This is a genomic window from Microbacterium salitolerans (assembly GCF_019720895.1).
Taxonomy (GTDB): Bacteria; Actinomycetota; Actinomycetes; order Actinomycetales; family Microbacteriaceae; genus Microbacterium.
The window spans coordinates 396,148-408,460 of the sequence record NZ_JAHKSH010000001.1 but is presented as its reverse complement, the minus strand read 5'-3'; the positions used below and the strand labels follow the sequence as shown (position 1 = coordinate 408,460).

Sequence of the window (12,313 nt, the reverse complement as noted above, 5' to 3'; positions counted from 1 at the left end):
CGATGGATCCGGGCCGAACGCCACGCACGGGAACTCCTGGTGCCGTCACTCGGTGGTGCTGAGGCGTCGAGCGACGTTCCTGATCTCGACAGCGAGATCCTCCCACTCCACGGGGCGAGCGCCGAGGCGCTCCACCGTCGCCAGCCGCATCGACTTCTGCCGAGCGTCCGTCACTGTCGTCCCGGACCATACAGAGAACTGCCATGCGGCGATATCGAGCGCGTCGTACACGGTCGAACGCGGGATCCTACTCACGCAGAACACGAAGTCGTCCGGGATGAACGCGGGACGGGAAGTATTCGTTGACGCGTGCCACGAGGATCTCTGCGAGGCAGCCCCGATGGATGTTCCCATGCATGTCGGACAGCACGAAGGAGCAGAAATCGCGGACGCTCGCGTCGAGGCCCGCGAACGGTTCGTCTCCGGTGAGACGCTCGCTCATGGCGAACGCTCTACCGATCACGCGGCGGTCGGCTACTTGCCGGCCCCCGGGAGCGCGATCCATGGCGAGGCCAGCCACGCGAGGCTCGGTGGAGGAGGTGTTCGACGGCCCGCGAGCTGAGGTGCGCCGCACCCACCACCGACCGGCTACCGTGACCTCAACCACCGCCCCGTGACGAGAGGATCCGCGCATGCCGACCAGACGAGCCGTTGAGCAGCACATCGCCGTCTTCGGGGAGAGCGGCAGCGGGAAGACCGTGCTCGCGTCGTCGTTCTTCGGCGCGACGCAGGAGCCCGAGTTCCTCCGCGAGAGCCTCTTCGACGTCATCGCCGACGACACCGGGCAGGGCTCGCGCCTGCACCGCAACTACCTGGGGATGAAGGATTCGGCGCGGCTCCCCGACGCCACCCGATTCGACTCCACGTCGTACGCCTTCACGATCCGCCCGAAGGATCCGCCGAACGCCCGCCGCGCGAAGAACCGTCCGTTCGATGCCGTACGGCTCGTGTGGCACGACTATCCCGGCGAATGGTTCGAACAGGGCGTCAGCGGCCCAGTCGAGCAGCGCCGCCGCGTCGATACGTTCCGCGCGCTCCTCGGATCCGACGTCGCCCTGTTCCTCGTCGACGGGCAGCGGCTGCTCGACAACGTCGGCGAGGAGGAGCGCTACCTCAAGTCGCTCTTCGGCAATTTCCGCAACGGCCTCCTCTCCCTGCGCGACGACCTCCTCGACGCCGGCAAGCCCCTCGTGCGCTTCCCGCGCATCTGGGTGATGGCGCTCTCTAAGGCTGACCTGCTCCCCGACCTCGACGCCTACGCCTTCCGCGACCTCCTCATCGGCAAGGCGGGCGAGGACATCGACGAGCTCCGCAAGGTGATCGAGGGATTCGTCGAGGCGCGCGACGCCCTCTCCGTCGGCGAGGACTTCGTGCTCCTCTCCTCGGCGCGCTTCGAACCGGACCGGATCCAGGTGAGAGATCGCGTCGGCGTCGACCTCGTCCTCCCCCTCGCCGCGACGCTCCCTCTCGAACGCCACGTGCGCTGGGCCGGAGCCAAGCGGATCCCCGGGAAGGTCGCCGAGCAGCTCCTCGACAGCGGCGCCGGCGCGCTCGGCGTGAGCGCGACGGCCGTCGCCCTCCTCGGCAAGGTGCCGCTCCCCGGCCCGCTGCGCGTCGCGCAGGGGATCCTCGGCGCCGTCTTCGCCGGCCCCGCCCTCGAACAGGCCGCCGACCTCGCGGGCGCGAAGCTGCGCGAGGCGAACGCGACCGCCCGCGCCAAACACGACTACCTCGCGGCGATGCTCACCGGATTCCGCCTCGACCTCGAACGCGGCGAGCAGCAGCGCGTGCTGCTCCGGAGCCGGCGATGAACCTCATCTGGGCCACCCGCGGAAGACGCTGGGGGTTCCGCTTCCTCCGCGATGGCGGCTACGCGGATCCCCTCCCCGCCTACGAGCGGGCGTTCGCGGAGGCCGGAGACGACGAGGCGGTATGCCGACGGGCGGGCGACGCCATCGCCCTCCGTTTCCCAGATCCCGAGGGCCGCCGCGACAATGCGGGGCGCGTCATCCCCCACGAGTTCGTCATCCTCGACCCACCGCCCGGCCAGATCGCGACCGTCGCCGACGGGATCCGGCTCATCTGGCCGCTCGTGCGCGACGAGTACGCTCGCGCGTGGGGCGAGGCCGATCCGGGAGCGTGAGGCGAGGCCTCGCCCCCTGACTCTTCCCGTATCGAGACGATGCCTTCCGGTTCCGTGAAGGCTCGCCGACTGGGTGACCGGCTCCATGCGTCACGACCGGACAGCACGACGCCACGTCCGGGGATCCCAGAGCCCGCGAGAACGGCGCCATCACGGCGTGCCCCTCACCCCACCCGCCGCGCGGCGTGCTTCCGGTACGTCTTCACGGCCGACCGCACGTACGGATCCGCGTCGTCGCCCAGCATCTCCGCCACGCGCAGCCCCTGGACCACGTCGGCGTCGGCGCCCTTCTTGATGAACCACAGGGGCGCCGTGATCGCGGAACGGCGGTGCAGCGGATCCGTGGATCCGGCGAGCTCTCCGAGGATCCCGAGTTCGCCGCGCGCGGTGTCCCAGCCGTCGAACGCGCCGATCATCAGGGCCCAGCCGAGGACGCGCGGGGCCGCTCGGTCGACCATGTCCCACGTCGTGATCGCATCGTGCCGGTCGAGGTACAGCTGCGCGAGCTCGGCGCGCTCCGCGTCCGACAGCCGCAGGCGCGCGAGGAAGTCGAGGATGCAGAACGCCGTGAGCCGCGGCTCGTAGGTGTCATGTTCGATCAGGGCGAGGAGCTCGGCGCGCGGCAGATCCCTCGCCGCCTTCGCGATGTCGAACAGCGTGCCCATGCGCACGCCGATCACCGGCTCACCTTCGCGCACGCGTTGGCGGATCTTCGCCGCCTGCTCCGGATCCGCCTCGGCGCGCAGGGCGTCGATGACGTCGGCGGCGGTCGCGGGGACGGTGACCATGCCCTCAGTGAACCCCTCCGAGGCGCCGAGCAACACCCTGCCCGCACCCCCTGTTCACCCCCAGTCCTTCCGAATGTCAGAGGTCCTCAATAGCGTCGGCGTGACCGCGTCGCCGAATCAGAGGATCCCGATGAGCCCCGTCCGCACGACCGCCGCCCTGGTGGGCGTCACGCTTGCCGCGTCTCTCCTCGCGGCCGCGCCCGCGCAGGCCGCCGCGAACCGCACGCCCGTCGCCGACGACACGCTCGGCCTCGACCTCGCAGGTGGCAGCTCCGCGCTGCTCGACGCGTCGTCCCACCGCATCGCACCGGGCCTCGACCACGTCGAGTTCTCGCGCATGGAGTCGGGCGGGTGGGTCACGGGCGACGTGCTCGTCGCCGACCTCACGACCCCGACGCTGTCGATGGACGTGCTCGACAGCGGATCCGTCGCGGGCGTCTCGCCGGTCAGCGAGCAGGTGGAAGGATCCGGCGCGGTCGCCGCCGTCAACGGCGACTACTTCGACATGAACCGCACGGGCGCGCCCGTCGGCACGAACGTTTCGAGCGAGGGCCTGCGCACCGCAGGCGCCGGCGCGCGCGAGGCATTCACGGTCACCGACGGCATCGCGGCCGTGCAGCGCCTCATGGCCGAGGGATCCCTCACCACCGACGACGGGGTCACCGACATCGACGCCGTCAACGCCCCGTCGATCCCCGCGAACGGCGTCGGCGTCTACACCACCGCGTGGGGCGACTTCACGCTCGACTACCCCGTCGGCGCCCCCGGCGACCTCTCCGATCACGTCATGCGCGCCACCGTCGTCGACGGCGTCGTCACCGACGTCGCAGACGGCGCGGGCGACCCGGCGATCCCGACCGACGGCCACGTGCTCGTCGGGCGCGAAGACGGCGCCGACGCGATCGGCGCTCTCGAGGTCGGCGACGCCGTCGACATCGCGGTCGGCCCCTCCGCCGATGTCGACCTCGCCGTCAGCGGCAGCCAGCGCCTCGTCATCGACGGCGAGAAGGGCACCGCAGACCAGGTAGAGGCCTCCCGCACGGCCATCGGCGTCAACCGCGACGGCACCGAGATCTACGTCGTCGCCATCGACGGCCGCGCCGACGACAGCCGCGGCCAGACGGTGCAGGAGCTCGCGCATCTCATGCTCGACCTCGGCGCCCACAACGCCGTCAACCTCGACGGCGGCGGATCCACGACCATGCTCGCGCGCCCCGCCGGCACCACCGACCTCGAGCTCGTGAACCGTCCCTCCGACGGATCCGAGCGCTCCGTCGCCAACTCCCTCGCCTTCTTCTCCCGCGCGTCCGAAGGCCCCACCGGCGAAGCCGTCATCGCCCCGCGCGTCGACGGCGCCGACCGCATCTTCCCCGGCCTCGACCGCACCCTCGACGCCTCGGTGCTCGACGGCGACTACGCCGGCCTCCCCGCCGACGGGCGCTTCTCCTCCGGCGGTGCCGTGAAGATCGTGTCGGACGACAGCGGATCCCTCGTCGTCACCGGCAAGAAGGCCGGCCTCGGCGACGTCACCTACAAGAGCAAGGACGCCCGCGGCAAGACCACGCTGCGCGTGCTCGGCGACCTCGAGCGCATCACCGCCAGCGAGACGTCCGTGTCGATGCTCGACCAGCAGCAGACCGCGGCCCTCACCCTCACGGGCCACGACGGCGACGGATCCGCCGCCCCCATCGAAGCCTCCGACATCGAGGTGAGCGCCGGGCCCGAGGTCACCATCGAGCAGAACGGGCTCGGCGAGTTCGTCATCTCGCCCGCCGTCGCATCCGGATCCACGACCATCACGTTCACGGTCGCCGGCCACACCGTCGAGGTGCCCGCGACCATCGGCCTCACCGAAGAGGTCGTGCGCGACTTCTCCGACGCCGACAGCTGGGGCTCCGCTACGGCCCGCGCGAGCGGCGAGATCACGGCTACCCCGGGCGAGGGCCCCGACGGGCAGGACGCCATGGCGCTCGACTACGATTTCACGCAGAGCACCGCCACCCGCGGCTTCTACGCCATCGCGCCCGACCCCGTCGAGCTGCCCGGCCAGCCGCAGGCCGTCACGCTCTGGATCAACGGCGACGGATCCGGCGCCTGGCCCCGCCTGCAGGTGCGGCCCGCCGGCTCCACGAGCTCGACCAACCTCGACGGCCCCAACGTCACCTGGGAGGGCTGGAAGAAGGTCGAGTTCACCGTCCCCGAGGGCACGGCCTACCCGCTCACCTTCGAGCGGATCCGCATGATGGAGATCCGCTCGACCGCCAGCTACCAGGGCGCGATCCAGGTCGCCGACCTCGGCACCATCTCGGCGCCCGAAGTCGAGCAGCCCGCGGCCGCGCCCGTGAAGGATCCGCTCATCGTCGCCGACGGCACCGCCGACGACCGCGAGACGCGCATCGCCGTCATGGGCGACGCGCAGTTCGTCGCGCGCAACCCCGACAGCGACATCGTCGAGGCCGCCCGCCGCACTCTGCGCGAGATCGTCGCCGCCGAGCCCGACCTGCTCGTCATAGGCGGCGACCTCGTCGACGAAGCCTCGCCCGAGGACTTCGCGCTCGCCACGCGGATCCTCGACGAAGAGGTGGGCGATGCCCTCCCCTACGTCTACGTGCCCGGCAACCACGAGATCATGGGCGGCGAGATCGCGAACTTCGAAGCCGCCTTCGGCGACACCCGCACCACGCAGGACATCGGCGCGACGCGCATCGTCACCCTCAACTCGGCGCCCGGCACGCTCGGATCCCGCGGCGAGCGCGTCGACCAGCTGCAGTTCCTCGAGGAGCAGCTCGCCGGAGCCGCGGACGACGACGCGATCACCGGCGTGACCGTGTTCTTCCACCACCCCACCGAGGATCACCTCGTCGGCGACCACAGCCAGCTCAGCGACCGCGTCGAGGCGCGGGAGCTCGAGGCCACGGCGGCCGAGTTCCGCGAGTCGACCGGCAAGTCGATCGCCGTCGTCAACGGCCACGTCGGCAACTTCTCCGGCCGCAGCGCCGACGGCGTCAGCTACCTCACCGTCGGCAACTCGGGCAAGGGCCCCTCCGGCCCCGTCGACCTCGGCGGCTTCACGGGCTGGGCGATGCTCGGCATCGACCCCGACGAGGGTGTCGTCGGCGCCAAGCCGAAGACCGTCACCGACCGCACCGAATGGCTGCAGGCCGAGGTGCGCCCCCGCGTCGACGGCCTGTCGCTCAGCGCCGTCCCCTCCACGCTCGCCGTCGGCGAGAGCGTCACCGTCGACGCCACGATCGACCAGGACGGCGCCCGCGACGTCCCCGTCGCCTGGCCCGTCAGCGCACAGTGGAACGTCGACGGCGACGCCATCGAACTCGACGTCGCCACGGGCGAGCTCACCGCCGTCGCCCCCGGCGCCGCGACCGTGACCGTCACGGTCAACGGCGTGAGCGTCGAGGCGACGATCACAGTCGAGTAGACGCGGGATCCTGCGGCGCCGCTCAGCCTCGGCCGGGCGGCGCCGACGCGTGCGTGTCGTCACATGCCGAAACACCACGGAATACATCCGGGACCGGGCGAATTAGGCTCCATATTCGACTTCCCGCGGGGATCCCCGCGAGCACCACCGATCGCTGGAGAACCATGTCCACCGCCACCGCCGCACCGCGGGCGAAGAAGAAGCGTCCCTTCTACGCCTCCTTCGGCTTCCAGATCATCGCCGCGCTCGTCGTCGGCATCGCCCTCGGTCTGCTGGGCCGCCAGCTCGGCGCCACCGCCGACAACCCGACGCCGCTGTCCGACACGCTCGGCACCATCGGATCCTCGTACGTCACGATCCTGCGCGCCGCCGTCGTGCCGCTCGTGTTCACGGCGATCGTCGCGAGCATCTCGAACCTGCGCCGCGTGCAGAACGCCGCCCGCCTCGCCGGCCAGACGCTCCTGTGGTTCGCCATCACGGCCCTCATCGCCGTGACGATCGGCATCGTGCTCGGCCTCGTTATCCAGCCCGGCGCCCGGGCCGGATCCGACCTCGAGACGGGCGAGCCGTCGAGCGTCGGATCCTGGTGGGACTTCCTCATCGGACTCGTGCCGCAGAACTTCCTCGGGATCGGCGTCAGCGGATCCGTCGACGAGACCGGCGTGCTCGACGCCAGCGTTGACTTCAACATCCTGCAGATCATCGTCGTCTCGGTCGTCATCGGACTCGCCGCCCTGCGCGCCGGCAAGAAGGCCGAGCCGTTCCTCGCCTTCACCGAGTCGCTCCTCAAGGTCATCCAGCGCGTCGTGTGGTGGATCATCCGCGTCGCCCCCATCGGCACGCTCGGCCTCATCGGAAACGCCGTCATCCAGTACGGCTGGGAGCGCCTCACGTCGCTCGTGTGGTTCACGATCGCGGTCTACGTCGGCCTCGCGCTCGTGTTCTTCGTCGTCTACCCGCTGCTCGCGAAGGCCAACGGCCTCTCGATCAAGCAGTACTTCACCGGCGTGTGGCCCGTCGCGCAGTTCGGGTTCGTCAGCCGCTCCTCGATCGGCACGCTGCCCCTGACGCAGCGCGTCGCCGAGCGCAACTTCGGCGTCCCCCGCGAGTACGCCTCGTTCGCCGTGCCGTTCGGATCCACCACCAAGATGGACGGCTGCGCCGCCATCTACCCCGCCATCGCCGCGATCTTCGTCGCGCAGTTCTTCGGCATCGAGCTGTCGATCATCCAGTACGCACTGATCGTGCTCGTGTCCGTCGTCGGATCCGCCGCCACCGCCGGCACGACCGGCGCGACCGTCATGCTCACGCTGACGCTGTCGACCGTCGGCCTCCCCCTCGAGGGAGTCGGCCTGCTGCTCGCGATCGACCCGATCCTCGACATGGGCCGCACCGCCCTCAACGTGTCGGGCCAGGCGTTCATCCCGGCGATCGTCGCCAAGCGCGAGGGGATCCTCAACCTCGACCTCTACAACGCACCCCGCGAAGGCCTGCCGTTCCACGACGAGGACGAGGAGGACGCCGTCGTCGCCGACGCGGCCGAGCCCGCCGAGGCGGCCCGGAGCTCCGAGCCCGTCGGCACCGCGACCGGAAGCACGCCGACCACTCGGTAGGGGCGCGCGCAACACAACGCAGTCAATCTGCTCGTGCACGACCGATGGCCCCGCGGAAATTCGCGGGGCCATCATCGTCGGGCACGCGGATTGACTGCGTTGTGTTGTCGGTGAGGCCGCGACGCCGAGCGCTCGATCGGAGCGCGCACCGAGGCGCCGACAACACAACGCAGTCGATCTGATGGCACGAGGCCGGGCCATCCGCAGGACTCCGCGACCCGCCCGGCCCCGGTCGCCGAGGTTGACTGCGTTGTGTCGTCGGCGGGGCCGCGATTCGCCGGATCCGGCCGGTCTGCGGACGCGCTACGCCCTACGCCCCCAGCCCGGCGACGAGGAAGCCCACGACCTCGTCGGTCGCCTGCTCCCATGGCACGCCGTCGAAAAGGTCTGCGACCGCGAGCATCGCGACGCCGTGCACGGTCGCGAACGCGACGCGGGCGAGCTCGGCCGGATCGCCGTCGCGCACCGTGCCCGCCTCCTGCCCCCGCGCCAGCAGGTCGACGACGAAGTCGAGCAGCCCATGGCCGACGACGAGCAGCTCGTCGCTCGGCGCCTCCGTCCGCTTCGCGGCGAACGCCGCCGCCAGCAGGCGCGGGTGCGCGACCGCGAACGCGACGTAGCCCCGCGCAGCCGAGGTGAGGGGATCCGCGTCGCTCGCCGCCCGCATCGCGCCCTGCAGCCGCGCGAACGTCTCGATCGCGACGGCGTCGAGCAGCGCCGCGCGGTCGCGGAAGTGCCGCGCTGAGGCGCCGTGACTGACGCCGAGGTCGCGCGCGAGCCCGCGCAACGACAGCCCCTCGACGCCGCGCGCGTCGATCTCGTCGACGGCGCGCTCGAGGAGCGCGGCGCGCAGATCACCGTGGTGATACCGACGTTCGGTCATCCCGCCACGATAGCGCGAAGTAGTCATTGACAACAATGCTGTCACTGTCTACATTCGAGATCATGACCTCCTCCCCGCGCACCGTGCTCATCACCGGCGCGAGCTCCGGCCTCGGCGCCGAGTTCGCTGTCCAGTTCGCCCGCCGCGGCAGCGACCTCGTCCTCGTCGCCCGCCGCGAGGAGCGCCTGCGCGAGCTCGCCGACCGCCTCTCCCGAGACCACGGCGTGCGCGCCGAGGTGATCGCCCTCGACCTCGGACAGGCTGGCGCGGCCACCCGCCTGCGTGAGCGCCTCGACGCCGCCGACCTGCGCATCGACGGGCTCATCAACAACGCCGGCTTCGGCATGCACGGCCCGCTCGCGGACGCGGATCCGGAACGCCTCGACGCGATGGTCCAGCTCAACGTCGCGGCGCTCACGAACCTCACGCGCGAGTTCCTCCCCGACATCCTCGCGGCCGACGGGATCCTCGTGAGCATCGCGAGCATGGTCGCCTACCAGCCGTGCCCCACGATGGCGGCCTACGGCGCGACGAAGACGTACGTGCTCAGTCTCACCGAGGCGATCGCCTACGAGGCGCGGGCGACGAACGCCCGCGTGCTCGCCGTCAGCCCCGGGCCGACGCGCACCGAGTTCTTCGACACCGTCGGCGGCGACATGGCGGTCGGCGCCTTCCAGACGGCGGATCAGGTCGTCGCACGCGCCCTCCGAGCCCTCGACGCGACCTCCCACCCGGCGAGCGTCGTGAGCGGCTGGCGCAACGCGGTCGCCGCCGCCATCGTGGGGATCCTCCCCCGCCGCGTCGCCCTCGCGGTCGCCGGCCGCGTGATGGGCTGACACGGGCCCGACTCTCGCCCGACCCCACAGCACAACGCAGTCAACCCCCTGGCAAGAGCCCAGCCGCCCCACGGACTCCCGCGGCACATGCCGCACAAGCCACACAGATTGACTGCGTTGTGTTCCCACCGGCACCGCGACCGGAACTGCACCCGACCTCGCGGGCGGGCCGCTCACCGAGACGCCTACGACACAACGCAGTCGCTCTGATGGCCCGGGGCCAGGCGGTCCGCGCGTTTCCGCGGCACCTCCCGCGCAGCCCAGGCGGATTGACTGCGTTGTGTTCTCCCGCCGGCGCTGCAGCAATCGCGGCACCCCCTCCCGCCCGCGCCCCCGGCACGCAAAAGTGGACCCACACCACAAGGGAAGGGATCGCACGATGCTGCGAGGACTCACGACCGTCACGTTCACCGCCGATGACCTGGGTGAAGCCCGCCGCTGGTACAGCGAGCTGCTCGACATCGAGCCGTACTTCGAGAAGGAGGTGCAGGGCCAAGTCGCCTACGTCGAGTTCCGAATCGGCGACTTCTCGCACGAGCTCGGATTCATCGACCGTCGCTTCGCCCCCGATCTGCAGGGCACCGGCGGATCCCTCACCTACTGGGCCGTCGACGATCTGCCGGCGACCTACGAGCGGCTGCTCGAAATGGGCGCGACGCCCCACCAGGAGCCGCGCGAGCAGGGCCCGGGATTCGTGACCGCGTCGGTCGTGGATCCGTTCGGCAACGTGCTGGGCGTCATGTTCAACCAGCACTACCTCGACGTCGTCGCAGAGAAGGGCTGACGCTCACTCCGCCCGCAGGGCACCCCGGGTGTCGAGCGCGAGCTCTTCCGCGTCCATCGCGACGAAGAGCTCGCGCATGACCTCTTCGCTCAGGTTTCCGGCACGGCACTCGTCGAGCAGCACCTGACGGCGCACCTCGAGCCAGCCCTTCGACAGATCGGCGAGCTCGTCGTAGGCGTCCGCACGCAGCCGCCCCGCCGCCGCGTCGTCCTGCACCTTCTCGAGATCGCGGTCGGCGCGGTCGGTGTCGCGCTCGATGCGCAGCAGCGCCCGCGAGAATCGCTTGAACTGCTCGGATCCCTCGTCGCCGTGCGTCTCTTGCCACTTCTGCTGACGCGCCCGCAGGAACTCGATGCCGGCCTCGTTTCCGAGTCGGCGCATGCGGGCGATGGATCGCTCGTCGTCGGCGCGCTCGTCGTCGCTGGAGATTTTCAGCCAACGGATGAGCAGCGGCAAGGTGAGCCCCTGCAGCAGGAGCGTGCCGACCGTGACGACGAACGCGACGGTGACGAGCACCTCGACGTGCCCCTCGGGCATGGCGTTGCCGGTGAGGTCGGGCAGCGCCGCCGCCATCGCCAGCGTCACGACGCCGCGCATGCCCGCCCATGAGACGACCGTGCGCTCCTGCCAGGACAGGGCCGGCTCGAGAAGGTGGCGCGTCACGCCCCGCGGCTCCGCGGCCTCGTCATCGTCGTCCCCGAACTTCTCCCTCGCCCGCCGCACGACGCGCGCATGCGCGCCCGATGGATCCCGCTCGTAGGCCTCGACCGTGTGCTTCCACCGACGCAGCCGGACGCTCTGCCACATCTGCCCCCACTGATACGAGGCGAACACGAACACCGGGCGCACGACGAGAACGACCCCGAGCACCGCGAGAGCGAGAACGACCGTGTCGCCGGCTCCGGTCTCGACGACCGCGCGGAGCACGGCCGGAAGCTGCAGACCGATGTAGGCGAACACGAAGGATTCGAGCAGGAAATCGGCGGAGTGCCAGAGCGGCTTGTCCTGCATGCGCTGCGTGTACGCCGTGCGCGGGGAGTGGGACCCGACGTAGAGCCCCATGGCGACGACGGCGAGCACGCCGGATCCCATCAGGTGCTCCGCGATCGCGTACACCCCGAACGGCATGAGCAGGCCGAGGCTGCCCGTGACGACGGCGTCGTCGACGCGCATGCGCAGCGTGTGGAGGATCGTGCCCGCGACGAGCCCGATCGCGACGCCCACCACGACGGCGAGCGCGAACTCCCACAGCCCCTGCCACACCGTGACCGTCGCGCCCGCGACGATCGCCGCGAACACTCGCACGAGCGTGAGGGAGGTGGCGTCGTTGATGAGGCTCTCGCCGCTGATGACCGTCATGACGCGGCGCGGGAGGCCCAGCTTGCGCCCGATCGATGCGGCGGACACCGCATCGGGCGGACCGACAATCGCGCCGAGCAGCAGCGCCCCCGCGAGCGTGAGCTCGGGCATGATCATCCACGCGACGACGCCCACCGCCACCGCCGTGACCACGACGAGGCCCACACCGAGCCGCCGAACGTGCGGCATGGACCGCTTGAAGCTCATATAGGAGGCGTCGAGCGCCGCCGAATACAGCAGCGGGGGCAGCGTGAGGGTGAGCAGCACGTGCCCGTCGATGTCGAGCGTCGGCACGAACGGCAGCAGCGAGGCGGCGAGAGCGACCGCGGTGACGAGGAGCGGCGCCGGCCACCCGCGCCACTTGGCGAAGGCGGCGACCGCCACGGCCCCGACGAGCACGATGAAGAGGTCTGCAGTCACCTCGCCAGCGTAAATGGGAGCTCTGACATTCGAACGGGGCGCGGCAGGGAT

The 12,313-nt window shown here is 70.9% G+C and carries 10 protein-coding genes; 6 read left to right on the top strand and 4 right to left on the bottom strand.

Annotated features, from left to right (window positions below; all coding sequences use genetic code 11):
- Positions 1 to 45 precede the first annotated feature (45 nt).
- On the bottom strand, positions 46 to 231 hold the full coding sequence (locus KOL93_RS01775) for a hypothetical protein (protein ID WP_221583585.1): 186 nt from the start codon (positions 229 to 231) through the stop codon (positions 46 to 48).
- A 401-nt stretch (positions 232 to 632) separates the two neighbouring features.
- Here KOL93_RS01775 and KOL93_RS01770 point away from each other — a divergent pair, with 401 nt between their 5' ends.
- Complete coding sequence (locus KOL93_RS01770) at positions 633 to 1,811, top strand: ATP/GTP-binding protein (RefSeq protein WP_221583584.1); 1,179 nt, start codon at positions 633 to 635, stop codon at positions 1,809 to 1,811.
- Entirely contained in the window at positions 1,808 to 2,143 is a 336-nt protein-coding gene (locus KOL93_RS01765) for a hypothetical protein (protein ID WP_221583583.1), read from the top strand. Before KOL93_RS01770 ends, KOL93_RS01765 begins: the two co-directional genes overlap by 4 nt.
- A gap of 164 nt (positions 2,144 to 2,307) precedes the next feature.
- Here KOL93_RS01765 and KOL93_RS01760 read toward each other — a convergent pair whose 3' ends face one another.
- The gene (locus tag KOL93_RS01760; protein WP_221583582.1) at positions 2,308 to 2,931 is read right to left on the bottom strand and encodes a DNA alkylation repair protein; all 624 of its coding nucleotides are present in this window, start codon (positions 2,929 to 2,931) and stop codon (positions 2,308 to 2,310) included.
- A gap of 130 nt (positions 2,932 to 3,061) precedes the next feature.
- Here KOL93_RS01760 and KOL93_RS01755 point away from each other — a divergent pair, with 130 nt between their 5' ends.
- Together KOL93_RS01755 and KOL93_RS01750 are read left to right on the top strand one after the other, a co-directional pair.
- On the top strand, positions 3,062 to 6,367 hold the full coding sequence (locus KOL93_RS01755) for a phosphodiester glycosidase family protein (RefSeq protein ID WP_221583581.1): 3,306 nt from the start codon (positions 3,062 to 3,064) through the stop codon (positions 6,365 to 6,367).
- 164 nt (positions 6,368 to 6,531) lie between these two features.
- Positions 6,532 to 7,980 (top strand): dicarboxylate/amino acid:cation symporter, encoded by a 1,449-nt coding sequence (locus KOL93_RS01750; protein ID WP_221583580.1) that lies wholly within the window; start codon positions 6,532 to 6,534, stop codon positions 7,978 to 7,980.
- Positions 7,981 to 8,290: 310 nt separating this feature from the next.
- Here the strand turns inward: KOL93_RS01750 and KOL93_RS01745 are convergent, their stop codons facing one another.
- Positions 8,291 to 8,863, bottom strand: a complete 573-nt coding sequence (locus KOL93_RS01745; RefSeq protein ID WP_221583579.1) for a TetR/AcrR family transcriptional regulator — start codon at positions 8,861 to 8,863, stop codon at positions 8,291 to 8,293.
- Positions 8,864 to 8,925: 62 nt separating this feature from the next.
- Here KOL93_RS01745 and KOL93_RS01740 point away from each other — a divergent pair, with 62 nt between their 5' ends.
- Both KOL93_RS01740 and KOL93_RS01735 read left to right on the top strand, forming a co-directional pair.
- Entirely contained in the window at positions 8,926 to 9,699 is a 774-nt protein-coding gene (locus tag KOL93_RS01740) for an SDR family NAD(P)-dependent oxidoreductase (protein ID WP_221583578.1), read from the top strand.
- A gap of 379 nt (positions 9,700 to 10,078) precedes the next feature.
- Complete coding sequence (locus KOL93_RS01735) at positions 10,079 to 10,483, top strand: VOC family protein (protein WP_221583577.1); 405 nt, start codon at positions 10,079 to 10,081, stop codon at positions 10,481 to 10,483.
- 3 nt (positions 10,484 to 10,486) lie between these two features.
- Here KOL93_RS01735 and KOL93_RS01730 read toward each other — a convergent pair whose 3' ends face one another.
- Positions 10,487 to 12,262 carry a cation:proton antiporter gene (locus KOL93_RS01730; RefSeq protein ID WP_221583576.1) on the bottom strand — a complete coding sequence of 592 codons (1,776 nt, stop codon included), beginning with the start codon at positions 12,260 to 12,262 and terminating at the stop codon, positions 10,487 to 10,489.
- Positions 12,263 to 12,313: the final 51 nt, after the last annotated feature.